Source organism: Candidatus Fukatsuia symbiotica, assembly GCF_003122425.1.
Lineage (GTDB): Bacteria > Pseudomonadota > Gammaproteobacteria > Enterobacterales > Enterobacteriaceae > Fukatsuia > Fukatsuia symbiotica.
In genome coordinates this window covers 2,228,559-2,253,235 of the sequence record NZ_CP021659.1, presented here as the reverse complement: position 1 = coordinate 2,253,235, position 24,677 = coordinate 2,228,559, and the positions used below count along the sequence as shown (strand labels likewise).

Sequence of the window (24,677 nt, the reverse complement as noted above, 5' to 3'; positions counted from 1 at the left end):
AAGTACCTTAATATTATTTTTGTCAATACCAACTGTAAGAGCCCTCATTACTGAGTAAAAATCTCTTCCATTATCCTTTTTTTTCTTTTCTGTATTTCTTGTGTAATTTTTACTTTATTTTTTCGTCTAATAACGTACCACCATCTATAGATTCTTCCTACTTTATTAAAAAAACTTAATGGCTCAGAAAAATTTTCTATCAGATTTTACCTTTATGATTGGTGTTGAACAACGAGCTATACATAGAAACAGATCCAAGCATAAATTTCCTATTCATGCTGTAATTATAAATCAGGTTATATTTATCAACATTATAAGGTAATATGACAACAAAATACTCTCAAAAAAGTGTTTTTATAAGATAAAATCACATTAATTCATTAAGTTACATAAGATAAAATGAAAAAATTTATAACAATAAATGTTGCACAAGCTCACTTACGTTGGAAACAAGGTAGTGCATTGTTAATTGATATTCGGGATCAACATAGCTACCTGGTAAGTCACGCACCCGGTGCCCTTCATCTGGCTAATGACAAGGTGCAATCCTTTATACGACAAACTGATTTTACCAAGCCATTGATGGTAATGTGCTATCACGGCAACAGTAGTCGAGATGCGGCGCAATATTTGCTCGAGCAAGGCTTTGCCGCAGTTTATAGCGTTGACGGGGGTTTTACTGCCTGGGCGAAACAGTATCCACGGGATGTTACCACTAAATAAAATAATAAAAAACAAGTAGATAAAATACTTTTGCTTATATAACAGACAACAAAACACGACTTTTCAGTCATTATTCATGAATACGTTACCTCATTTTGATCTGTCGTCTTGCACTGAGAAAACGTTCATTTCTGTCATTTCTGTCATTTCTGTCATTTATCATAAAATCATTCGCTTTTTCAACTTTCAATAAAAGTTATTCTGTGTTGGCACTCTTCAGTTCATCATCTCAATAAAACATACTAGCTAGATATCCGCAATTAGATAAATTTTTTGCAGCTTCAGCTGGATTCATTAGACCTCTTCGGAAACTCTGATTTATCTAATTTCCATGTTATAAATTGCTGCAATCAGATTAAATCGTAATCCAAAACGTTTTCGCCTGTTTCGATAACGATCTGATACGATTTTAAATCGTTTAATCATACCAAGGACATTTTCGTTTAATACACGCTGGCTTGATAACTCACGATTGTTGCGTTTATCTTCTTTTGTTAAGGGATTTTTCTTTGTCTTTTTCTTAGGCAACGCCGAGTTTGAATGGATCTTGCCAAGCCCTTGGTAACCTGTATCTGTCACTGTTTTGATTTCAGGATGTATTCGCACGCCAGACTCTTTGAACAACCTAAAATCATGACGCCTCCCATGAGTAAAGCTTGTACAGATGACTGCTTTGCTTTTTTTATCGACGATCACTTGGGTTTTTAAGGTGGGTCGTTTCTTTTTTCCTGAGTAAAACTGCTTTTGTTTTTTTGGGGACGTTCAATCGGCGTTTCTGTGGCATCAATAAGAACGAGCTCATACTCCCTATCACTTTTTAATAAAGCTTTGCGTCCAAGGAGTGCAAAATCAGGATGCTTTATTAGCGTATTTTCTATCCATTTAATCGTTTCATAGCAGGTGCTCTCACTCACCCCATCGCTTCGGCTAACATGAAAATAAGTGCGATATTCCCGTAGATACTCAAGGGCCATTAATAAGCGATCTTCTAAACCCAGCTTGGGTTTCCGACCTCCTTTCCCTTGCTTACATTTATCTGCTTCATTCAATATCTTTATCATCTTTTCAAATGTACTGCGTTTAACTCCGGTTAAGCGCCGAAATTTTTCCTCTTCCAATACCTTTATTTGTTCATATTTCATGGGGGCTCCTTGTTCAGGAGATTTTTAACAACATTCCTACATGAATGCTATAGCAGGCGCCGTATCAGTTGATTATGAAAATTAGAAATAACATATTGATATTAATTAATATTTATTAACAAAAGTGATCACGTTACATGGCGCCTGCTATAGTTTCCGAAGAGGTCTATTAATAAAGATTCAACAGTCTGATGGAATTTAGGTTTGACATTTTTACGTATCCAATCTGGAAAGAAATCATGGTTTTTAGGATCCATCACTCCGGAATGTTCATAAGAACGGTTGCGCAGGCAGCTGGAAGAGATGACAAAGATAGGTCGGACCGAGATTCACTAAACCTGAATGATTTTCTGAGCTTAAAGCTCGTCCACTAAATGAGGCCTGAGTCGACGGATTTCATCGGGGCCCACAGTAGCGTATACTGCAACCAGGCCGAATATAAAGCTGCAACCGAACATTTTTCAGTCAAAACAGCCGAAAGCTTTGGCAAACGGTATGCCTTCATATAAAAGTCGTGAGTTCTGCCCAAAAAAAAGAGGGGGAGTGGATACGCTGCTTCGAGCCATCCGTTAAACGTTGTGCATTTAAATAGGGGCTCAAATTTTTTGCAAAAATCATCCATTAAGCAATAAAGTTCGGTAATATCGTCCATAAGTGTCTTGCTATTTCGTAATTAAGCCTGCTTGCAAACATGATTATCTCAAAGCACGAGTCATTTATTCATTTTTTATCAAAAGGTTAATGGAACTGAACCTTAACTCCTTATATCGAACTCAGGTTTGAGTAGGTTATAGGTATCGGTTTGTGTTTAATTATTATCGTTTTTATGTTAATTTTTTGATTTACTGAATGTTTATAAATTCAGTGTCCGCATAACGCTGGGCAATTTGATGACACTGACTCAATAAGGCAGAAATAGCTTTGACAAGGTTTAAAGGATCCAAGAAACGCATATTCGTAATTATTATTTTGATGATTGCAGGTTTTATTGCTATCAGCTATTTTACGACACCGACGCCGGTTCAATATCACACCTTGAAAGTCGTTCAAAAAGATCTACAACAGAACGTGCTAGCAACCGGTAAACTTGACGCGGTGCGTAAGGTGGATGTTGGCGCTCAAGTTAGCGGTCAATTACAACATCTATATGTAAAAATCGGCGATAAAGTGCAACAAGGCCAGCTATTGGCGCTAATCGATCCCAAACAAGCGCAAAACCAAATCAAAGAGGTTGAGGCTACTCTACAAGATTTGAATGCTCAGTTGTTATTGTCACGAGCCGAGCAACAGCTTGCTAAAATGACCCTGGATCGTCAGCGTAAGCTGGTTCAGTCACAGGCCACCCCAGAACAAGAGTTAGATAAAGCCAGTACCGAACTAGCAGTAAGCGTAGCCAAAGTAGCCACCATCAAAGCAAAAATTAATAAAACTACAACCAGTCTGGACACCGCAAAACTTAATCTTGATTACACCAAAATTTCGGCACCTATGAGTGGTGAAGTCGTGCAGATCACCACTTTGGAAGGCCAAACAGTCATCGCCTCGCAACAAGTGCCCACCATTCTCACACTGGCGGATATGAACACCATGCTCGTTAATGCGCAGGTTTCTGAGGCTGACGTTATCCATTTGAAGCCTGGCTTAAAAGCCTCATTTACCATGTTAGGTGATCGGAGCAAACGTTTTAATGGTGTTTTAAAAGATATTTTGCCGACACCAGAAAAAGTCAACGACGCGATTTTCTATATAGCCCGTTTTGAAGTCCGTAATCCCAATGCAGTATTGCGTCTGCAAATGACTGCACAAATCTCGATCCAATTGATAGATATAAAGCAAGCGACAGTAATACCTCTAGCTGCTTTGGGTGAATCCTTAGGGGACGATTACTATCAGGTCGCAGTACTAGTAAACAATAAAGAAGAAAAGCGCAAGGTTCGCATCGGTATCCGTAATGACGTGGATGTGCAAATCATCGAAGGGCTAAAAGTCAATGAGGACATTATTCTCAGCCGTAGTGGTCAGGAGGAAGAATAATGACGGCCTTACTTGAACTCAAATCTATTCGTCGGCGCTACCAGTCCGGCGAACCCTGTATTGATGAACAAGGTATCGATGTACTACAGGATGTTTCGTTAGAAATTCATGCCGGCGAGATGGTCGCGATCATGGGTGCTTCTGGCTCTGGTAAATCAACGCTGATGAATATTCTCGGTTGTTTAGATCAACCGACAGCAGGCACCTATCTGGTTGCCGGCCAGGATGTGGCAACACTGGATAACGATGGGCTAGCCCTGTTGCGGCGTGAACATTTTGGTTTTATCTTTCAGCGTTATCATTTATTGTCACATCTCAATGCCACCCATAATGTTGAAATACCCGCGGTTTATGCGGGACTAGCTAAGAACAAAAGGCGAGAACGCGCCATTGAATTGTTGACACGTCTCGGGCTAGAAGAAAGAATCAATTATCAACCGAATCAGCTATCAGGGGGACAGCAACAGCGCGTCAGTATCGCTCGGGCGTTGATGAACGGTGGACAAGTGATCCTCGCTGATGAACCCACCGGGGCATTGGATAGTCATTCCAATGCAGAGGTCATGGCTATTCTAAAACAGCTGCAACAGCAAGGCCATACCGTGATTATCGTCACCCATGATCCCAATATTGCGGCTCAAGCTGAACGTATTGTTGAAATCAAAGACGGTAGAATTATCGCTGATTCCGGTTATTGGTCGTCGCCAAAGAACAGGATATCAACAAACCCCAAAGTGAATATCCCTTCGTGGCAACAAGTGATCGGGCGGTTTCGTGAAGCGCTACTTATGGCCTGGCGCGCCATGATGTCCAGTAAAATGCGCACCGCCCTGACGATGTTAGGGATCATCATTGGTATCGCCTCGGTGGTGTCTATTTTGGTGATTGGTGATGCCGCTAAACAAAAAGTTCTGGCGGATATTCGCGCTATAGGCACCAATACTATCTATATTTACCCAGGGCGTGATTATAGTGATGATGATCCCAATAATCAGCGCGTGCTGGTTTATAATGATGTAACCGCACTCAATGCTCAATCCTACGTTAGTGCAATATCGCCGGTTATTTCCGGAAGTATGCGTCTGCGAGCGGGTAATCTTGATAGAGCGGGCAACGTTTTCGGCGTCAGTAACCAATATTTTCATGTTTTTGACATGGCGATGGCACAAGGGGTGCCCTTCAGCCAAGATCAGGTAGACCAGCAAAATCAGGTCGTGGTGATTGATAACAACACGCGACGTCTCTTATTCCCACATCTGAAAGAAGTGATCGGACAGGTTATTTTGATCGGTAATATGCCTGCAACCGTAGTCGCGGTGGTAGAAAAAAAACCATCGATGTTTGGCAATGGCAAGACTTTGCAGGTATGGCTGCCCTATAGCACGATGGCGAATCGGTTAATAGGCAAATATTATTTTGATTCTATTACGGTACGCCTAAAAGAAGGGTACAACAGCAAAGAAACCGAGCAAAAATTAATCAGGTTGTTAACACTGCGTCACGGCAAAAAAGATATCTATACCTATAATATGGATACTTATCTACAAGCTGCTGAAAAAACCACGCGGACAATGCAGCTTTTTCTCACCTTGGTGGCGGTGATTTCTTTGGTCGTTGGAGGCATAGGGTAATGAACATCATGCTAGTCTCTGTGACAGAACGTACTCGTGAAATTGGCATCCGTATGGCAGTCGGCGCGCGGTCGGGTGATGTGATGCAACAATTTTTGATTGAAGCAGTATTGGTGTGTCTGGTCGGCGGCGCTCTGGGGCTGACACTGTCCTTTACCATTGGCTTAACAGTTTCAGCCTTGTTACCAAACTGGCAAGTGGCTTTTCCACTTATGGCAATGGTCAGTGCCTTCTTATGCTCTACTATTATTGGTGTTGTTTTTGGTTATCTACCCGCACGCAATGCGGCGCGTCTTAACCCTATTGACGCTTTAGCACGGGAGTAAAATCATTTGTATCACGACAACGAGCAAAGCAAGGCAACCCTATACAACAACAACGAGGGACTAGATAATTCGGGACTGGATGTCGAATATTTAGTTAATGAGCAGCAAATCGATCAGCTTAGACCACCCTCTATGTATAAAGTGATACTTAACAATGATGATTATACTCCAATGGAATTTGTAATTGACGTGCTGCAAAAATTCTTTTCTCATGACATCGGACTAGCAACACATTTGATGTTAAGTATTCATCATCAGGGTAAGGCAATTTGTGGTGTGTTCACCGCAGAAATCGCAGAAACTAAAGTCGTACATGTAAATCAATACGCCAGGAAGAACGAACATCCATTGCTTTGTACGCTGGAAAAAGCCTGATTAAGGCAATTTATTGGGGAGGTGCCTATGCTCAATCAAGAACTTGAACTCAGTCTCAATATGGCTTTCGCCAAAGCGCGGCAGCATAGACATGAGTTTATGACCGTGGAGCACCTATTGCTAGCGTTACTGAACAATCCGGCTGCAAGAAGAGCACTAGAGGAATGTACAGTTAATCTGGTTGCATTACGGCAAGAACTGGAAACTTTTATTGAACAAACGACACCGACATTATCTAAAAATGACAAAAAGCGTGATACTCAGCCAACACTCAGTTTTCAACGTGTTTTACAGCGTGCGGTATTCCACGTGCAATCATCCGGCAGTAGTGAAGTATCCGGTGCCAACGTATTGGTTGCTATCTTTAGCGAACAGGAATCCCAGGCAGCTTATCTGCTGCGTAAACATGATGTCAGTCGTTTAGATGTTGTTAATTTTATTTCCCACGGATCGCGGAAAAATGAACCCGATCCCCTACCCAATGTGGAAAATTCGTCGAGCGAAGAACAGACGGGAGCGGAAGAGGTGATAGAACATTTCACTACCAATCTTAACCAACTGGCGAATGTCGGTGGTATTGATCCTCTGATTGGTAGAGATAATGAATTAGAACGTGCCATTCAGGTGTTGTGCCGTCGGCGAAAAAACAACCCCTTGTTCGTCGGTGAATCGGGTGTCGGGAAAACAGCTATTGCTGAAGGATTGGCCTGGCGTATCGAGCAAAAAGAAGTGCCCGATGTAATAGAAAAGTGCAAACTTTATTCTCTGGATATCGGTTCATTATTGGCTGGAACCAAATACCGCGGCGATTTTGAGAAACGTTTTAAAACTTTATTGAAACAGTTGGAGCAAGATAAAGACAGCATTTTATTTATCGACGAAATTCATACGATTATCGGTGCTGGAGCGGCATCAGGTGGGCAGATCGATGCCGCTAATTTGATAAAACCGCTGCTTTCCAGTGGTAGGATCCGAGTTATGGGTTCGACCACTTATCAGGAATTCAGTAATATTTTTGAGAAAGACCGCGCTCTAGCCCGTCGCTTCCAGAAAATTGATATCGCTGAACCCACAACAGAAGAAACGATACAGATCCTTAATGGATTGAAATCGAAATATGAGGCATATCATAATGTCCGTTATAGCGCTAAAGCCATTCATTCGGCGGTAACGCTGTCAGTCAAATATATTAATGATCGTCATTTACCGGACAAAGCTATTGATGTACTTGATGAGGCTGGTGCCCGTACCCGATTAATGCCAACGAACAAACGCAAAAAAACCGTCAATGTTGCTGATATTGAAGCTGTGGTCGCTCGTATAGCGCGGATACCAGAGAAAACCATCTCAGAGCGTGATAAAGATGTGTTACAACATTTATATGATCGTTTAAATATGTTGGTATTTGGTCAAGATAAAGCGGTTGCAACATTGACCGAAGCCATCAAAATGAGCCGTGCTGGGTTAGGTCATGAAAAAAAACCGGTGGGTTCCTTCTTATTTGCAGGCCCAACCGGCGTAGGGAAAACCGAAGTCACCGTGCAATTGGCGAAAGCGTTGGATATTGAATTACTGCGCTTTGATATGTCGGAGTACATGGAACGTCATACTGTTAGCCGATTGATTGGCGCACCACCAGGTTATGTCGGCTATGATCAAGGAGGATTACTGACCGATGCGGTAATGAAACATCCACACGCAGTCTTGCTGCTGGATGAAATCGAAAAGGCGCATCCTGATCTTTTTAATCTCCTACTTCAGGTAATGGATAATGGCATCTTGACGGATAACAATGGTCGCAAGGCCGATTTCCGTAATATCATCCTGATCATGACCACCAACGCCGGTGTACGGGAAACAGAACGTACCTCTATCGGTTTCAGGCAACAAGACAACAGCAGCGATGCGATGGAAGAAGTCAAAAAAATATTTACACCGGAGTTTCGTAACCGTCTCGATAACATTATTTGGTTCAATCATTTGTCACCGATGGTGGTACAACAAATCGTTGACAAATTTATTGTCGAATTACAAGTTCAGCTCGACGCAAAAGGCGTGTCGCTTGAAATCAGTGATGAAGCACGTCACTGGCTGACAGAAAGGGGCTATGACAAAGCGATGGGGGCACGACCAATGGAAAGAGCCATTCAGGAAAATCTGAAAAAACCGCTAGCTAACGAGTTGTTGTTCGGCTCGCTGCTTTACGGTGGATCAGTCATCGTTGGCTTGGAGAAAAATAAAAAGCAACTTGCCTATCAGTTTCACGCGGCGCAAAAACGAAAAACAGTAGGAGCGGTTCATTAATATTTATTGATTAACATTGCACATCATCCCGTCGAGCGAGTTTTTTTGCTCTGTGTTGTAGCCGCCGCTGGCTGAAAAAAGCGCTCAACAACTGTGAACAGGCTTCAGTTAACACCCCGGTACTGATTTCTACCTGATGATTCATGCCGGGATGACGCAAAATGTCCACCAACGAGCCCACTGCCCCAGTTTTTTCATCACTGGCTCCATATACTAGACGGCGGATACGGCTATGGACCATGGCACCGGCGCACATCACACAGGGTTCCAAAGTCACATATAAGGTGGTGTCAGGTAAACGGTAATTTTGTTGTTTTTTTCCTCCCTGACGCAACGCCATAATTTCTGCATGGGCGGTGGGATCGTGATGAGTAATAGGTCGGTTCCAGCCTTCGCCAATCACGTGATTATCCAAAACCAAAATCGCGCCCACCGGCACTTCACCTTCTGCCTGCGCGCGCTGTGCTAATTGTAATGCCTGAGCCATCCAATATTCATCATTATATTCAGCAAACATATTCTTCTCTAAACGACAATATCCTAAGAGCTTGTTCGATTAAACACATCCTTCAATAATAACGGTAGCACAGGCATAGTGTTGCTCATCCGACAACGAAACATGCAACGATGTCATACCAAGCTCTGCCGCCAATTCTGCAGCTCGTTGATGCAGTCGCAAAACCGGTTTACCCAGTTTGTCGTTGAACACTTCAAATTGATTAAACCTCAGACCATTGCGCATCCCCGTCCCCAAAGCCTTCACCGCCGCTTCTTTGACGGCAAAACGTTTTGCCAGAAAACGAACCGCCTGTTGATGTTGCAAATAACGCTGTAATTCCGAGGGATGAAGGATACGTTGTGCGAGTTTATTGTCAGAACGCGTGACGATGATTTTAATACGCGCTATGGCGACAATGTCAACACCTAAACCTAAGATCGCCATTGAGCACGCGCTTCCTTCATTAATTCTTTCATCTTGCTCACCGCAGACGCTAAACCCATCATCGCTGCCTCGCCTATAATAGCATGACCAATATTTAGCTCGTGAATATCATCTAACACAGCAATAGATTTGACATTATGGTAAGTAATGCCATGACCCGCATTAACCTTTAACCCTTTACTGGCAGCGTAAACTACTGCGCTGGCGATACGCCCTAATTCTTTCTGACGATCAAGGTCATTGGACGCATTGGCGTAAACACCCGTGTGGATCTCAATATAGGGTGCGCCAACAACACTGGCAGCGTCAATCTGTTGCTCATCGGCATCGATAAACAATGAAACCAAGATCCCAGCCGCAGACAAGATGTCAACCGCTGGGGCAATTTTATCCAATTGACCAGTAACATCCAGTCCACCTTCAGTAGTCACTTCCTCACGCTTTTCCGGAACGAGGCAACAAAAATGCGGTTTCAATTCTCTCGCGATGGCAACCATCTCATCGGTTACTGCCATTTCTAAATTCATCCGTGTCTGGATGGTTTCACGCAAAAGACGCACATCACGATCAGTAATATGGCGACGGTCTTCACGTAAATGCACGGTAATACCATCTGCTCCGGCCTGTTCAGCAATAAAAGCGGCATGGACAGGATCAGGATAGCAAGTCCCACGTGCATTTCGTAATGTCGCGATATGATCGATATTAACACCCAATAGCAGATCAGCCATAATGCCCCTCTAAGAACCTGTTCGAAATCTCTTGTCTCGTTTGATATTTCGTCAAAAACGTACTCAAAATGCTCATTTACTCCCTTTTGTTCTATACAAAGAGTAAACTGCGCCTTTTCGCCCATTTTTCCCTCGTCTGTCGTCTGAGCACAGCGAAAAAGATTTGGAACAGGCTTTAAAAAAATTAATTCGCGTACTTCATGCCTGTTTTCTGTTGCTCTACCCGCCGTTTGCCATCATGAACATTTTGCTGCGACTGACTTTTAACCTACCGCTCATTTACTTGATTTATTTTAATATTTTTTATCAAAAACTATTTTATAGTCCCCATTACAGCCCTATAAACAAGAGTCGCCCCACTCTACAATAATCATTCCTGCAAATCAAAAAAATCCCGCCTGACCGTCTTTTTCGTGTATGGAGGTACAGAATTGAACATCGGGCAGTATCACAATGTGACTTGAGAAGGTGTCCTGTTTCATTGAACCATTACAATGCGTTGACAAGCTTGATGTCACCTTCTTTCCTTGCTTCGCTATCGTTTATCTTAATGTCCTCAAATTACTTTGTTAACAATGTATAGCGTAACGTATTAATTTTGATTACAATGTATAGCTAAATTATTTAACAGGGAGTTAGCGATGAGCCACTCTGTCGATTTTCGCCGTAAAGTTCTGGGTATTCGAGAGCAAGAAAACTTGAGTATCAGAGAGACCGCTAAACGCTTCCACATTGGTTCAGCTTCCGTTACTCGCTGGCTCAGTCGTATCGAGGTTAAACCTTCTTCCCCCCGTCGGCGTAAGCTTGATAAAGTGGCGTTAGCTGAAGATGTTGCACTTTATCCCGATGCTTACCAACGGGAACGGGCGGCGCGCTTTCAGGTGTGCCAGAAAGCCATTTGGCAGGCACTGAAAAACCTGGGTGTCACCTATAAAAAAAACCCTGCGTCATCCCAAGGCAGACGAAGAGACACGGCGTGCCTTCCAGGACACGATAGCCTGCTATAAAAAGCAGGGAAAACCGGTCGTTTATCTGGATGAAAGCGGTTTCGCACACGATATGCCACGAACCCACGGTTATGCTGCACGAGGTCAACGCTGTTGGGGTACCCAGGATGGGCAGGCTATAGCAGGCGCCATGTAACGTGATCACTTTTGTTAATAAATATTAATTAATATCAATATGTTATTGCTGATTTTCATAATCAACTTATACGGCCCCTGCTATAAGGGCCGAACAAATGTCATTGGCGCGTTACTGGGAACCGTCCTGATGGCGGTCGGCTTATTTTTTTGTTCCATTAACAGTGATGTTTTTTACGCCTGGGTTACCCAGCGCCTTTTGCCTACTCTTCCTCCTCATTGTGTCATCGTGATGGATAACGCCAGTTTCCACAAACGTCTCGACATTCAGCAGGCTATCAGTAAAGCCGGGCATTGGATTGAATATCTCACTCCCTACTCACCTGCTCTCAATCCTCACTTTTACCCACAACGTTGAATGAAAAATGATTCAGGTGAAATTGGATTATTGGTAGAGTCAATAGTTAAATCAGGAAACAGGCACATGAAAACAGTAACGGGTAATGGGAATGAGTGGATCCGGGAAGAATTTCATTAAATTGATTTCGGAGATAAACGCCTTAAAGAGCGTTTTTTTGAAACAGCGGGCTTATTATCATCAAAAGCGTCAGGTTCAATTTACCCAAGCTGTCATGGTTCCTGGTCACAGGCCAAAGGAGCTTATCGATTTTTTAGCAATGAGAGAGTGAGCGAGAGCGCGATATTCCGTACACATTGTGTACAAACACAAAAACGCCTGGAAGGGCATTCACTGGTTTTTTCTCTTCAGGACAGATCAGAGTTGGACTTTGACACACATAAAAAGACAGAGGGGTTGGGAAGTATATCTAAAGCCTATCACAAACATAAAATGGGGTTGATGCTTCATGCAAGTTTGATGGTAACTCAGGAGGGCTTGCCGCTTGGGTTATCCTCGCTTAAATGCGGGTCACGTGTTTCCCGAGAGGAAACCCCTCAGGAAAAACAGCGGCGGCTTTATCAATCGACAATGAAAGAGAAAGAAAGTATTAAGTGGATAGAGACCCTCTACGAGACAGCGGCGCTGATACCCAAAGATACCTGCTTAATCACGCTGGGAGACAGAGAAGCGGATATTTTCGAACTTTTTCGGGTTGCAAGCTCACTAAAAACATTTTTTATTATCCGCAACCGGAAAGACAGAAAATTTATCGATGAAAAGGGGAAAAAAACAACGGTGCAAACCGCCTTGTCAAAGACGCCGATTTTAAAAACCATAGCACTCACCCTGCCCAAAAATCAGCAAAGGGTAGCAAGAACGGCTTATGTGGATATTCGCTCCATTTCAGGCTGGCTCCCCATTAGAAATAATCTAGTTTATGGGCCTACCAATAAAGACGCTTCACGGCATATCCATGAAAAGGTTCACGTATCTGCCATCAGTGTTAAAGAACAGCCTCCTCCAGAAGGAGTAGCGCCTGTCGAATGGGTATTATTGACCAATTTGACGGCCACTGACGCCTTTGAAGCAGAAGAGAAAGTGAATGGGTATAGACTGAGATGGAAGATAGAAGAGTTCTTCAACACACTGAAATCAGGATGTTGTGTTGAACAATGTCGTTTAAATACGGCAACCAAACTAACGAAAATGATCACCCTCAAAAGCATTATCGCCTTCAAACTGATGTATATGACCAAAATGGCAGCGTTGTGTCCTGAGGCTACCTGCACCGATGTGTTGTCAAAGATAGAATGGCAAACGCTGTATTGCAGAATACAGACAACAAGCCGCCTTCCCGAGCATCCCCCACAGTGCTTCAGGCAATAACATGGCTGGGTCAATTGGGAGGATTTCTTAACCGACGTGCCGAGGGTTTACCGGGAATAATGTCGCTTTGGCGAGGGTATGAGATCCTGCAAGAAAATGTGAGATTGTTCATTATTCTTAATAACAAAAATTGTGGGTAAAAGTGAGGATTGAGAGCAGGTGAGTAGGGAGTGAGATATTCAATCCGATGCCCGGCTTTACTGATAGCCTGCTGAATGTCGAGACGTTTGTGGAAACTGGCGTTATCCATCACGATGACACAATGAGGAGGACGAGTAGGCAAAAGGCGCTGGGTAACCCAGGCGTAAAAAACATCACTGTTAATGGAACAAAAAAATAATCCGACCGCCATCAGGACGGTTCCCAGTAACGCGCCAATGACATTTGTTCGGCCCTTAGGCTGCCAATCCTGGGTACCCCAACAGCGTTGACCTTGTGTAGCATAACCGTGGGTTCGTGGCCTATCGTGTGCGAAACCGCTTTCATCCAGATAAACGACCGGTTTTCCCTGCTTTTTATAGCAGGCTATCGTGTCCTGGAAGGCGCGCCGTGTCTCTTCGTCTGCCTTGGGATGACGCAGGGTTTTTTTTATAGGTGACACCCAGGTTTTTCAGTGCCTGCCAAATGGCTTTCTGGCACACCTGAAAGCGCGCCGCCCGTTCCCGTTGGTAAGCATCGGGATAACGTGCAACATCTTTAGCTAACGCCACTTTATCAAGCTTACGCCGACGGGGGGGAAGAAGCTTTAACCTCGATACGACTGAGCCAGCGGGTAACGGAAGCTGAACCAATGTGGAAGCGTTTAGCGGTCTCTCTGATACTCAAGTTTTCTTGCTCTCGAATACCCAGAACTTTACGGCGAAAATCGACAGAGTGGCTCATCGCTAACTCCCTGTTAAATAATTTAGCTATACATTGTAATCAAAATTAATACGTTACGCTATATGATTGACCGCGCAATGCAGGCACGTTGGTCATGGAACCCCTCTCGGAAACCAAAGCGGACCCACATTCTCATGGGTTTCGAGCAGGAAGAGCTACAGCAGACGCCATAGCTGCACGATTTAATTTTGATTGCCTAACGGATACATTGAGGAATAAATATACGGAGTGGCTCATATTTTGTGTGCTAATCAAAACTACCGACCTCAGCAAGCATTCATTTCATGTCTACGGCCAAGATAAATCTGGAAAACCATAGATTTTCATTAGGCAACAAATCTAATAAAATAATTTTAAAAATTTATTTGAAATTTCTTGTGCTTCAGTCTGATATTTTGTCAAAAACGAGCTCAAGATGCTCATTTACTCCCTTTTGTTATACAAAAAGAGTAAACTGCGCTTTTTCGCTCATTTTTTCCTCGTCTGAATGTTGTTCAAGAAGATTTCAAACAGGTTTTGATAAATTTAAAAGACGAGTGTACTGTGTCCAGGGTGGATTTGATGAAAATAACTAGCGTCGAATTAGGTTATGGCGAGCTATTGGCAATAAATAGCGTTCGGTTTCCTGCAAGATAATTTGTAGATATTCGTCATCCATCACCCGTAAAATACGCTGGATATAAGGATCTTTTCTTTCCCCTGTGTCCTGTTGTAGATTGCCTTGCCACGTTTGTAGTAATTTTTCTTTGGCTTTAGTTTGTGTTTTTTCATCCCAACAAATTTGTCCGGTTTCTGCATCAAAACAGTGTGTTAGCCATGTCCAACCACTTTTGTATAATAGCAATAGTGGTTGGCTCATTCCTCGCTGATATCCAGTATATAAAAGTTGCAAGTAACGTTGTGCGTCAGATTGCAATAAAGGCTCAAACCGCCAAATGGTTCCCTTACAACCATACATCCGACTTTCAGCATTACCTCCAGCTAGGCAATAAACGAGGTGTTCCAACCAAAGTAATAATCCATCCACAGCCGTTAATTTTGTTGGTCGCCAGCGGAGTAATCCATCAGCTTGCACTCGATGTAGCCAGCCAACTAATCTGGTTTCTCCCATATCAATATCCAGTTCCAAACTGTGATATCCACCACGCTCACTGCGGATTTGTTCCGCAAGCGGTGCTATTTCTTTTTGCTGACTCTGCCAGTATATTTCTCCAAAAGAACCATAAGGCAAAGTACCTGAGGCCTTGGATCGGGCAAAGAATTTGCCAATGTCTTCCTGTTCTATCAAGGTATTCAAAAATAGAGTATTAAATTGATAACGCGCTAAATCATCCAGGGTGAAAGGTTCCTCAGCAGATAATTCCGTTTCTTCAATCGTAAAGTTTACGCCAAGGCGTAATTGGAAGAAAGTACGTACTGGATGGCGGTAAAAACGCATCAAATCATCCAAAGTTAACTCAGTTAGTGGCTCCATCACTAGGGGGCGATTAAAATCAGGATATGCTTGACCACAGGTTTGTGCTGCCGGTAACCATTCTGCCGCATAACTTTGTTGTTCACTGCCAATGATAAAATTGTCCGCGGCAAAGGGATCTCGTGTATGCCACCTGATGATATGCTGAGCCACACGTTGAGCACTGTCATCAGCATTGAGGTCTTCGTCTCCCGGTAGATGATAACTTTGTGTTAGATAGTCAAGGAGTTCACTGACCAGGACTGAGGGATAACGTTCACTGTTATCCTGAATAGAGTTGCCAATATAACTAATATAGAACTGCTGTTGCGCGGATACTAATGCTTCAAGAAAAAGGTAACGATCATCATCCCGACGGCTGCGATCACCTCTTTGTGTTTGCTGTGCCATTAAATCAAAGCCCAGTGGTGGTACTGTCCTGGGGTAGATCCCATCGTTCATACCTAATAAACAGACAATTTTAAAAGGAATTGAACGCATTGGCATTAGTGTACAAAAATTAATTGATCCCGCCAAAAAGCGCTGACTTATCCTTTCGTTATCAAAGTGTGCTATCAAATCGTCTCGCAATAAGGTGATAGATATATTGTCAGGATATTGCGCTGCCGTACCATAGTTGATAATTTTTTGCCATTGCTGTTCTATTAATACCAGAATCTCTTCATTATCTTCAGAACGTTCGAAGAAGGTATCGAGCAACTGTTGGCATAGAGGCAACCATGCCACTAGAGTACGCGCGCTGGCTAGCTGTTGGCGCCATGAACTGAGTTGCATGAGCATTTCTGCTAGCTGCCCAACCAGTTCAGCGGCCAAACCACTCGATTCATCATAAGGTAATATTCCTTGCCAATCACCGGCGTTACTCTCCATAGCATAGCCTAAAAGCATACGGGTTAATCCAAACTTCCAGGTATGCTGACCCGTTGGTGGCAGAGAAAGTTGCCGCACATTATCATCATCCAACCCCCAACGTATCCCCGCTTCCTCTACCCATTGGCGTAAGTGACGTAATTCACCTTCATCGATACCAAATTTTTTTGCCAAACTGTCAACTTCCAATAGCACTAATACTTGTTCTGAAGTGAAGCGACTTTGTGGTAAATCAAGCAGTGTAATAAATGCCTGCAACACAGGATGAACTTGACTAGATTTGCGATCTGAGATAGCAAAGGATAAGTAGCGCTCAGTAGTCGCGTTACCAAATACGGCCTGGATATAAGGGGTATAATTATCAATATCGGCCACCATCACAATGATGTCACGTGTTGTCAATTGTGGATCCGCTGCCAATAATCCCAGTAGCTGATCCTGTAAAACTTCTACCTCCCGCTGTGGGCTATGGCAGACATGTATGCTGATTGAGTGATCTTGTGGATCTAATAACCGTTTTTGATCACTACGAGTGAGGGTTTCCACAGTAACACCAATGATGGCATGATCTTCCAGCTCTAGAATATCGTGCTGCATTGTATGCAACAGGTTATCGGGTTCAACATCTACAAAGGCATGAACCTCTTGAATATCGTCAAGTTGTGACAATAAATACATATGGTCTCGACCTAATCGTCCCCAAGAGGCAAGCAAGGGATTACTGAGGTTTTGTTGACCTTCAGCATTAAATAATTCAGTCGCCGACTGTGGATTACGAAATAAATTGGGTGATAAAGATCCTTGAAAATGGCGTCGTTTGCGGCTTTCTAGCTTAGCAAGAAGAGTATAATCCTGGATATCACCCCAAAAATAGCGACAAGGATTGGTAAACATCAAATGAATTTCAATATGCTTACCTAAGGCTTGTAAAGCTTGCAAATAGATAGGAGGTAGTGCAGAAATGCCACAGATAAACACTCGCTTAGGTAAACCCGGGGGATACATATCGTTTTCATGTAATCTGCAGATAAAACGCTGATAAAGATTAGCTCGATGCCATTCGGGTTGTTTAAGCTGACGGGTATATTGCGTCAATTCCGCCCACAAAGGTGCCTGCCATTGTTGCACATCACTGAGCCCATCAATCAGCTGTCCACCTTCCCATTTTTTCAACCATTCAGGACGATAGACCAAATATTGATCAAAAAGATCGGCTACCCGTGTTGCCAATTGATGAATTTTTCGCTTTTCACTGTCATCACTGAGATAACGTTGCATTGCAGCAAAAGCGGGTCTCTCAAGTAGAGTAGGCAGTAACCACATTAATTTCCATGTCATTGCCTTTTTGCTAAAAGCACTCTCTTTAGGAATACCAGGCAGTACCTTGGTAAACATATCCCAAATAAAGGTTGCAGGCAGAGGAAACTGAATATTCGCCGCGATACCGAATTGTTGTGCTAACTGAATCTGTAGCCATTGTGCCATACCTGGGCTTTGTACCAGTATCACCTCTTGCTGAAAGGGATCCTTCAAGGGTTCGTGTTCTATCAGTACGGCAGTCAGCTCTTTTAATATATCTAGTTGATTAGAATAGTAAACCGTGAACATTACAGCTCCCATAAGGTGAGGTGAATACCACGTGTCGCACAGTTGATTTCAAACAGGCTCTTGAATTATTCCTGCGTGTCACAGAGCCAACGGTTCAATTCAACCTGTTGCTTTTGTGGTGTGATCACTTTGACATTTAATTTTACGCAACTTTCATTAATACGATCTGCATTATGAGTATATTGCCAACCCAAGGCTGGTTTTGGTAGTCTGGACTCGGAAAATGGGAAATCACCGTTTGCCAGAATCTCGATGTTTTGCTGAGCAAGTGACCACGCTTGCTTGAGCTGCCGTTGACGATGGAAACCCTGTAACAATGTCTGCTGGTATTGTAATAGCCCCAACAAAGATACCGAGAATAACAAAGCCGCAATAACGATTTCGGGTAGACTGAAGCCCTTTTGGTATTTGGCGGGTATTTGTTTTACCTCTAGCCGAGGCTGCGGATGTTTTACTCGCAACCGCCACTCACGATTATAAAAAGTTACCACTAATCGACACAAAATTCTTCATCCTTTTCGGGACAAAAATCTAACCACCGGTTTGTAACCTTCATAACCCGTTGCTCATTCATTTTTGGCATATTTCTCTTCCGGATATCCATAACGGCAGAGTGCGTGGTTTCATAAATGACTTGCTGGTACAAAACAATTTTCCGAGGTTTATGACCTGTCAGTGACCCTTCCCCTTTTAGCAGTGCACTTTCTCCTTTTAGCCAGAATGTTCCAGAAGTGATCATTGCTTTGATACAAGCTTTCAACCCGTGGGGTTGCTGTATTGCACAATGCCATTTTCCGCGCTGTCCAGTGCTGCTATGTTGTAGCAATCTCAACGGCCAACTGTGGCTGAGCCCCCAGTTTAGCGATGAAGCCGCTTGATTATAAGCTCGGAGATAGAACTGTTGGTCTTGAGTGATACGCATAGCACGATTCAATTGGTGATGTAGTCCCATTAGCAAAAATAAACTCAGCGTAAAAAATACCGCTACTGCCAATAGCGTACTACTACCCTGTTGATAAACTGATCTCATAAATTTTTACCATGAATTACGCTGTTTATCTCAAGCTGGACTGCCGGATCTCTTATTGAGTTCGCTGCAAGTTGCAATTTAAATAGATTCCCTGATGTGAGATCGCCTACAGGTGTTACGGTAAAATGGGTCACTTTTATTTCTTGTGGATCAAATAGTTTTTCCCAACCATTGCCAAAACAGTTTCTCTCTCCACGCTGTGCCTCTAAAGCTCCATGACGCAATCGGTAACCAAAATATTCAGACTTCGTATGTCCTTCGTCCTCCCAATGACCATTGCGATTAAGGTCATAAGCAACGATCATACAGGAGTTTTTCATTTCGCCTCGATCTTGACTAAAGGCTATTGCAGACCCAGAACACTGTTGATGACAGAAACCAGCCCGCCGTACATCTTTTTCGATAGTAAGCATAACTTGTCGCATTGCCTGCTCAAGACGGTAGTGCTGATATACGGTTGCAACTTGTTTGTGAAACTGTGGATAAATCTTGGCGGCGCTCAATACAATCAAACTGCCAAAACTCAACGCTAGCATGACCTCCGGTAAGGTAAACCCCATAGGGGGGTGATAGTGATGAATTTGTATGCAATCTGATTTTTTCTCTATCATGATAAATTAGCTCCTTTTCTAGGCTAGTTACAGCTTCCTCAGTTTCATCTTCGCGGCCACCGCTTTTCGTGCCTGTGGTGTTGTAAATAGACTTCTTGCAAAACCTACTACCTGCATGGTGAATTTTACGTTACGCGGTGCTCGCAATCCTCATGTATTCGTATGCATAGCTGCACGATTTAATTTTAATTGCCTAACGGATACATTGAGGAGTAAATCTACGGAGTAGCTCATATTTTGTGTGCTAATCAAAATTAAATTGCGCAGTTATATATTCATCACTACTCAACACACTGGAAAAATTAGATTATTTAATAGTACGCAACATTATGATTTTTATTAAAAATTGATAATATTCTTCTAAACACAAAAACCAGTATCTTCAGGTACAAATGGACGTACACAGTGACTATTGTGCGCCATAACGAACAACGGCTATGTAAGAAGTCTAATGACATCTTCCGATACCTGCTATCGATTTATCTTCACTGCACAACCTCATCCTGCCTCGGTTTGATATGACCAACTGGATACGCCCGGCTGAATTGACGAGAGTAAAATGACCCGGTTGCGCCGTGTTACGCCGACCATAAAACCCCATCTCATTTTGCGCAGTCGCACTCAATGAAATATTTCCAGATGGAATAAAGACGTTATCCGTTCTTCCTTCACAGGCCGCTGCTAATATTTCTCTACTGCCAAGACACCCACGACCAGAATGTTGCACCCACAACAAAATAGTATGATTATGCCAGTCAGCATCAGCTTTAATCCGGGTCAGGAAAGCTAACAGTTGCTGGGCGTTAGTCACCAACTGTTCTCGTTGTTGATGACGATACCAACCCTGCCTTCCCCACGTCACCATTAAACCCACCAGAAACATGACGAGAAGTAATTCGATCAGGCTGACGCCCTGTTGTTTTATTGCAATGGGAGATTTCATAGTTCGAGTTTAGATCGTATACATTTCAACGCTAGTGCTGAAAATGAAGGTGTGGAAACCACTCGCAAATTATTCAGTGAGTTTTCAATAGTAGATTACCTATTTGCGAGTGGAGTCACACTATCGGCAGCACTTATAGCGTAACGTATTAATTTTGATTACAATGTATAGCTAAATTATTTAACAGGGAGTTAGCGATGAGCCACTCTGTCGATTTTCGCCGTAAAGTTCTGGGTATTCGAGAGCAAGAAAACTTGAGTATCAGAGAGACCGCTAAACGCTTCCACATTGGTTCAGCTTCCGTTACCCGCTGGCTCAGTCGTATCGAGGTTAAACCTTCTTCCCCCGTCGGCGTAAGCTTGATAAAGTGGCGTTAGCTGAAGATGTTGCACTTTATCCCGATGCTTACCAACGGGAACGGGCGTCGCGCTTTCAGGTGTGCCAGAAAGCCATTTGGCAGGCACTGAAAAACCTGGGCGTCACCTATAAAAAAAACCCTGCGTCATCCCAAGGCAGACGAAGAGACACGGCGCACCTTCCAGGACACGATAGCCTGCTATAAAAAGCAGGGAAAACCGGTCGTTTATCTGGATGAAAGCGGTTTCGCACACGATAGGCCACGAACCCACGGTTATGCTGCACGAGGTCAACGCTGTTGGGGTACCCAGGATTGGCAGGCTAAGGGCCGAACAAATGTCATTGGCGCGTTACTGGGAACCGTCCTGATGGCGGTCGGCTTATTTTTTTGTTCCATTAACAGTGATGTTTTTTACGCCTGGGTTACCCAGCGCCTTTTGCCTACTCTTCCTCCTCATTGTGTCATCGTGATGGATAACGCCAGTTTCCACAAACGTCTCGACATTCAGCAGGCTATCAGTAAAACCGGGCATCGGATTGAATATCTCACTGTTGAATGAAAAATGATTCAGGTGAAATTGAATTATTGGTAGAGTCAATAGTTAAATCAGGAAACAGGCACATGAAAACAGTAACGGGTAATGGGAATGAGTGGATCCGGGAAGAATTTCATCAAATTGATTTCGGAGATAAACGCCTTAAAGAGCGTTTTTTTGAAACAGCGGGCTTATTATCATCAAAAGCGTCAGGTTCAATTTACCCAAGCTGTCATGGCTCCTGGTCACAGGCCAAAGGAGCTTATCGATTTTTTAGCAATGAGAGAGTGAGCGAGAGCGCGCTATTCCGTACACATTGTGTGCAAACACAAAAACGTCTGGAGGGGCATTCACTGGTTTTTTCTCTTCAGGACAGATCAGAGTTGAACTTTGACTCACATAAAAAGACAGAGGGGTTGGGAAGTATATCTAAAGCCTATCACAAACATAAAATGGGGTTGATGCTTCATGCAAGTTTGATGGTAACTCAGGAGGGCTTGCCGCTTGGGTTATCCTCGCTTAAATGCGGGTCACGTGTTTCCCGAGAGGAAACGCCTCAGGAAAAACAGCGGCGGCTTTATCAATCGACAATGAAAGAGAAAGAAAGTATTAAGTGGATAGAGACCCTCTACGAGACGGCGGCGCTGATACCCAAAGATACCTGCTTAATCACGCTGGGAGACAGAGAAGCGGATATTTTCGAACTTTTTCGGGTTGCAAGCTCACTAAAAACATTTTTTATTATCCGCAACCGGAAAGACAGAAAATTTATCGATGAAAAGGGGAAAAAACAACGGTGCAAACCGCCTTGTCAAAGACGCCGATTTTAAAAACCATAGCACTCACCCTGCCCAAAAATCAGCAAAGGGTAGCAAGAACGGCTTATGTGGATATTCGCTCCATTTCAGGCTGGCTCCCCATTAGAAATAATCTAGTTTATGGGCCTACCAATAAAGACGCTTCACGGCATATCCATGAAAAGGTTCACGTATCTGCCATCAGTGTTAAAGAACAGCCTCCTCCAGAAGGAGTAGCGCCTGTCGAATGGGTATTATTGACCAATTTGACGGCCACTGACGCCTTTGAAGCAGAAGAGAAAGTTAATTGGTATAGATTGAGATGGAAGATAGAAGAGTTCTTCAAAACACTGAAATCAGGATGTTGTGTTGAACAATGTCGTTTAAATACGGCAACCAAACTAACGAAAATGATCACCCTCAAAAGCATTATCGCCTTCAAACTGATGTATATGACCAAAATGGCAGCGTTGTCTCCTGAGGCTACCTGCACCGATGTGTTGTCAAAGATAGAATGGCAAACGTTGTATTGTAGAATACAGACAACAAGCCGCCTTCCCGAGCATCCCCCACAGTGCTTCAGGCAATAACATGGCTGGGTCAATTGGGAGGATTTCTTAACCGACGTGCCGAGGGTTTACCGGGAATAATGTCGCTTTGGCGAGGGTATGAGATCCTGCAAGAAAATGTGAGATTGTTCATTATTCTTAATAACAAAAATTGTGGGTAAAAGTGAGCTCTCAATCCCATTGAACATCAATGGGCACAAGCCAAGAGCAAAAGAAGGAACTTAAATTGCAGCCTTGACGCCTTATTCTCTCAATATAGTGCATAATCATTATTATGTCGTTCAGCCATAAACAGGAAGGAGAGTCTGTGAGACGTTACAAAACAGCTCAGTTGGTGCGTGAGGCAGGCATAGAAAGCAAGCAACGCCGGCATCGTTATAAATTCACGGGTAAAGAAGCTTGTTATACGCCTAATCAAGTAGAGTGTGGCGATGTGACCTACATTGGTGATATATACACCAGGAAAAATGCGGCCAGTATAAAAGTAGCCTGATTAAGACAAATACCTTCCTATGAATTTTACTGTATGTAGGATGATGTTTTCTGTCATCAGACGGTTTATACCCGTGATCAATGAAGATGCTTGATTTTGAAGTCGATAAGGATCATGCTCATAGCCATGAAAATAGAGCTGACTGCTGACCAGAAAATTACCCTCGAAGCCCAACATCGTCAAAGCCATGACCGCCGTGTCTGTGACAGGATCCGGTGTGTTTTGTTGTCCGCAGACGGCTGGACTCCCCTATGATTGCTCACTCACAGCTCATTAATGAAACCACGGTGCGGCGCCACCTTACAGACTATCATAAACTCAACAAGCTCAAACCTGAAAATGGCGGCTCCGATGGCTATCTCAATGCGGAACAGACCACGTCGCTGGTTGAACATCTCACCCAGCAGCTCTACCACCACAATCACCAAATTGTGGCGTATATCGCTGGAACATCACCTTTACCGTATCAGGTCTGTATAAAGGGTTGAAGCAGCATGGCTTTAGCTATAAAAAGCCGAAAGGTGTTCCGCATAAATTTGCCGTTGAGAAACAGCAGCAATTTATAAAGACCTACAGCGAATTGAAAGACGCCGCGGGTAATGACCCCATACTGTTTATTGATGCCGTTCATCCGACACAAGCCACCAAAATAAGCTACGGCTGGATACGAAAAGGCCAGGATAAAACGATAGAGACCACCGGGAGCAGAACGCGGTTGAATATCATGGGAGCCTTGAACATCCAGAATGTGGCTAACCCCATAATCCGTGATGATGAGACGATTAACAGCGAAAATGTGGTTCACTTCCTGTCTGCCATTCGCGCGCATTATCCCATCACGACAACGGCACATGTGATCCTCGAGGGTGCAGGCTATCACCGTTCACAGCTTGTGCAAGACGCCGCGCTTACGTTGAATATCCAGCTTCATTACCTTCCGCCGTATAGCCCGAATCTAAACTCGATAGAGCGATTGTGGAAGGTGATGAATGAGCAAACACGAAACAATAGATATTACCCATCTAAACAGAGTTTTAAGAACGATATCTTAAACTTCTTTGAAGTGAAGCTACCACAAATGGCAAGTTCTCTGGTATCTCGCTTAAACGATAATTTCCAGGCGCTAAATCCTGCATCTTGATTTCACTTGGGTATATATAAAATAGATGGCAAATAACCACACAAATTACGGAAATAAGAATAGATTGATATAAAATATCGCTCATTAGGATAAGCACGGAATACATAACGACTGTATTATCGGTTTAAAAAACTTTATGAGCAGGGAGGTTAGGCTGCACTTGTGGAGTTTCATAAGACGATGAAAAATGAGTGCTATAAAGTGATGTTTCGGCGTAAAATTTATTCATCACTGGAAGAAATTAAGGATGACAGATACCCAATGAATTTCGAGTGGCAAGGCGGCAATT

26 protein-coding genes and 3 pseudogenes are annotated in these 24,677 nt (G+C 43.3%); 16 read left to right on the top strand and 13 right to left on the bottom strand.

Going from position 1 to position 24,677, the window contains the following annotated elements:
* Window positions 1-399 precede the first annotated feature (399 nt).
* Window positions 400-723 carry a thiosulfate sulfurtransferase GlpE gene (gene glpE / locus CCS41_RS10845; RefSeq protein ID WP_072549989.1) on the top strand — a complete coding sequence of 108 codons (324 nt, stop codon included), beginning with the start codon at window positions 400-402 and terminating at the stop codon, window positions 721-723.
* 318 nt (window positions 724-1,041) lie between these two features.
* Here glpE and CCS41_RS10840 read toward each other — a convergent pair.
* A protein-coding gene (locus CCS41_RS10840; RefSeq protein WP_240313751.1) for an IS5 family transposase occupies window positions 1,042-1,865 on the bottom strand; the annotation gives its coding sequence in 2 pieces (ribosomal slippage) (window positions 1,042-1,478 and window positions 1,478-1,865; 825 coding nt in all).
* 504 nt (window positions 1,866-2,369) lie between these two features.
* Window positions 2,370-2,517 (bottom strand): annotated as a pseudogene (locus CCS41_RS17780) (IS982 family transposase); the annotation flags it as partial.
* A gap of 269 nt (window positions 2,518-2,786) precedes the next feature.
* Between CCS41_RS17780 and macA the strand changes: the two are divergent.
* From macA to clpA, 4 genes and pseudogenes are all read left to right on the top strand, one after another.
* Entirely contained in the window at window positions 2,787-3,899 is a 1,113-nt protein-coding gene (macA, locus tag CCS41_RS10825) for a macrolide transporter subunit MacA (RefSeq protein WP_072551081.1), read from the top strand.
* A pseudogene (gene macB, locus CCS41_RS10820) lies at window positions 3,899-5,856 on the top strand (macrolide ABC transporter ATP-binding protein/permease MacB). The gene macA and the pseudogene macB overlap by 1 nt, the downstream one beginning before the upstream one ends.
* A gap of 75 nt (window positions 5,857-5,931) precedes the next feature.
* Window positions 5,932-6,231 (top strand): ATP-dependent Clp protease adapter ClpS, encoded by a 300-nt coding sequence (gene clpS / locus CCS41_RS10815; protein ID WP_119797762.1) that lies wholly within the window; start codon window positions 5,932-5,934, stop codon window positions 6,229-6,231.
* A gap of 27 nt (window positions 6,232-6,258) precedes the next feature.
* Window positions 6,259-8,535, top strand: coding sequence for an ATP-dependent Clp protease ATP-binding subunit ClpA (gene clpA, locus CCS41_RS10810; protein ID WP_072551078.1), 2,277 nt, complete (start codon window positions 6,259-6,261; stop codon window positions 8,533-8,535).
* Window positions 8,536-8,545: 10 nt separating this feature from the next.
* On the opposite strand, the gene tadA is transcribed toward clpA, so the two are convergent.
* Genes tadA through pdxJ form a run of 3 tightly spaced genes read right to left on the bottom strand, consistent with a single transcriptional unit; the run spans window position 8,546 to window position 10,209 of the window.
* The gene (gene tadA / locus CCS41_RS10805; RefSeq protein WP_072551077.1) at window positions 8,546-9,052 is read right to left on the bottom strand and encodes a tRNA adenosine(34) deaminase TadA; all 507 of its coding nucleotides are present in this window, start codon (window positions 9,050-9,052) and stop codon (window positions 8,546-8,548) included.
* A gap of 39 nt (window positions 9,053-9,091) precedes the next feature.
* Window positions 9,092-9,478 carry a holo-ACP synthase gene (gene acpS, locus CCS41_RS10800; protein WP_072551076.1) on the bottom strand — a complete coding sequence of 129 codons (387 nt, stop codon included), beginning with the start codon at window positions 9,476-9,478 and terminating at the stop codon, window positions 9,092-9,094.
* Window positions 9,466-10,209 carry a pyridoxine 5'-phosphate synthase gene (gene pdxJ / locus CCS41_RS10795; RefSeq protein WP_072551075.1) on the bottom strand — a complete coding sequence of 248 codons (744 nt, stop codon included), beginning with the start codon at window positions 10,207-10,209 and terminating at the stop codon, window positions 9,466-9,468. The genes acpS and pdxJ overlap by 13 nt, the downstream gene beginning before the upstream one ends.
* 641 nt (window positions 10,210-10,850) lie before the next feature.
* Here pdxJ and CCS41_RS10790 point away from each other — a divergent pair.
* The 4 genes from CCS41_RS10790 (at window position 10,851) to CCS41_RS10780 (ending at window position 13,077) form a co-directional block, all read left to right on the top strand.
* Window positions 10,851-11,216 carry an IS630 transposase-related protein gene (locus CCS41_RS10790; RefSeq protein ID WP_072551074.1) on the top strand — a complete coding sequence of 122 codons (366 nt, stop codon included), beginning with the start codon at window positions 10,851-10,853 and terminating at the stop codon, window positions 11,214-11,216.
* Entirely contained in the window at window positions 11,131-11,352 is a 222-nt protein-coding gene (locus CCS41_RS16140) for a hypothetical protein (RefSeq protein ID WP_205411519.1), read from the top strand. Before CCS41_RS10790 ends, CCS41_RS16140 begins: the two co-directional genes overlap by 86 nt.
* Window positions 11,353-11,391: 39 nt before the next feature.
* Complete coding sequence (locus tag CCS41_RS10785; RefSeq protein WP_119797576.1) at window positions 11,392-11,709, top strand: transposase; 318 nt, start codon at window positions 11,392-11,394, stop codon at window positions 11,707-11,709.
* Between the two features lie 120 nt (window positions 11,710-11,829).
* The gene (locus CCS41_RS10780) at window positions 11,830-13,077 is read left to right on the top strand and encodes an IS4 family transposase (protein ID WP_119797575.1); all 1,248 of its coding nucleotides are present in this window, start codon (window positions 11,830-11,832) and stop codon (window positions 13,075-13,077) included.
* A 10-nt stretch (window positions 13,078-13,087) separates the two neighbouring features.
* Here CCS41_RS10780 and CCS41_RS10775 read toward each other — a convergent pair whose 3' ends face one another.
* From CCS41_RS10775 to CCS41_RS10735, 8 genes are all read right to left on the bottom strand, one after another.
* Window positions 13,088-13,678, bottom strand: coding sequence for a transposase (locus tag CCS41_RS10775; RefSeq protein ID WP_119797574.1), 591 nt, complete (start codon window positions 13,676-13,678; stop codon window positions 13,088-13,090).
* Window positions 13,593-13,787 (bottom strand): IS630 transposase-related protein, encoded by a 195-nt coding sequence (locus CCS41_RS17270; RefSeq protein WP_119797588.1) that lies wholly within the window; start codon window positions 13,785-13,787, stop codon window positions 13,593-13,595. Before CCS41_RS17270 ends, CCS41_RS10775 begins: the two co-directional genes overlap by 86 nt.
* Window positions 13,788-13,797: 10 nt before the next feature.
* Complete coding sequence (locus CCS41_RS17265; RefSeq protein WP_119797572.1) at window positions 13,798-13,959, bottom strand: IS630 transposase-related protein; 162 nt, start codon at window positions 13,957-13,959, stop codon at window positions 13,798-13,800.
* Between the two features lie 571 nt (window positions 13,960-14,530).
* Window positions 14,531-17,911: an exodeoxyribonuclease V subunit gamma gene (gene recC / locus CCS41_RS10755; protein WP_119797571.1), complete on the bottom strand. Its 3,381-nt coding sequence runs from the start codon at window positions 17,909-17,911 to the stop codon at window positions 14,531-14,533.
* Window positions 17,912-17,976: 65 nt separating this feature from the next.
* Entirely contained in the window at window positions 17,977-18,402 is a 426-nt protein-coding gene (locus tag CCS41_RS10750) for a prepilin-type N-terminal cleavage/methylation domain-containing protein (RefSeq protein ID WP_338025028.1), read from the bottom strand.
* Entirely contained in the window at window positions 18,402-18,941 is a 540-nt protein-coding gene (locus CCS41_RS10745; RefSeq protein WP_072551123.1) for a YgdB family protein, read from the bottom strand. Before CCS41_RS10745 ends, CCS41_RS10750 begins: the two co-directional genes overlap by 1 nt.
* Window positions 18,938-19,552, bottom strand: coding sequence for a prepilin peptidase-dependent protein (locus CCS41_RS10740; protein WP_072551124.1), 615 nt, complete (start codon window positions 19,550-19,552; stop codon window positions 18,938-18,940). The genes CCS41_RS10745 and CCS41_RS10740 overlap by 4 nt, the downstream gene beginning before the upstream one ends.
* A 448-nt stretch (window positions 19,553-20,000) precedes the next feature.
* Window positions 20,001-20,495, bottom strand: a complete 495-nt coding sequence (locus tag CCS41_RS10735; protein ID WP_072551125.1) for a prepilin peptidase-dependent protein — start codon at window positions 20,493-20,495, stop codon at window positions 20,001-20,003.
* A gap of 197 nt (window positions 20,496-20,692) precedes the next feature.
* On the opposite strand from CCS41_RS10735, the gene CCS41_RS17260 reads away from it, so the two are divergent.
* The 7 genes and pseudogenes from CCS41_RS17260 to CCS41_RS10695 all read left to right on the top strand — a co-directional run bounded on the left by CCS41_RS17260 (window position 20,693) and on the right by CCS41_RS10695 (window position 24,388).
* The gene (locus CCS41_RS17260) at window positions 20,693-20,872 is read left to right on the top strand and encodes an IS630 transposase-related protein (RefSeq protein WP_119797570.1); all 180 of its coding nucleotides are present in this window, start codon (window positions 20,693-20,695) and stop codon (window positions 20,870-20,872) included.
* Window positions 20,863-21,057: an IS630 transposase-related protein gene (locus tag CCS41_RS17255; RefSeq protein ID WP_119797569.1), complete on the top strand. Its 195-nt coding sequence runs from the start codon at window positions 20,863-20,865 to the stop codon at window positions 21,055-21,057. The genes CCS41_RS17260 and CCS41_RS17255 overlap by 10 nt, the downstream gene beginning before the upstream one ends.
* On the top strand, window positions 20,981-21,412 hold the full coding sequence (locus tag CCS41_RS10720; RefSeq protein ID WP_119797568.1) for a transposase: 432 nt from the start codon (window positions 20,981-20,983) through the stop codon (window positions 21,410-21,412). The genes CCS41_RS17255 and CCS41_RS10720 overlap by 77 nt, the downstream gene beginning before the upstream one ends.
* The gene (locus CCS41_RS10715; protein WP_119797567.1) at window positions 21,409-22,218 is read left to right on the top strand and encodes an IS4/Tn5 family transposase DNA-binding protein; all 810 of its coding nucleotides are present in this window, start codon (window positions 21,409-21,411) and stop codon (window positions 22,216-22,218) included. Before CCS41_RS10720 ends, CCS41_RS10715 begins: the two co-directional genes overlap by 4 nt.
* Entirely contained in the window at window positions 22,185-22,775 is a 591-nt protein-coding gene (locus CCS41_RS10710) for a transposase (RefSeq protein ID WP_119797566.1), read from the top strand. Before CCS41_RS10715 ends, CCS41_RS10710 begins: the two co-directional genes overlap by 34 nt.
* 286 nt (window positions 22,776-23,061) lie before the next feature.
* Entirely contained in the window at window positions 23,062-23,247 is a 186-nt protein-coding gene (locus CCS41_RS10700) for a hypothetical protein (RefSeq protein WP_119797565.1), read from the top strand.
* A 126-nt stretch (window positions 23,248-23,373) separates the two neighbouring features.
* Window positions 23,374-24,388, top strand: a pseudogene (locus CCS41_RS10695) (IS630 family transposase).
* Window positions 24,389-24,677: the final 289 nt, after the last annotated feature.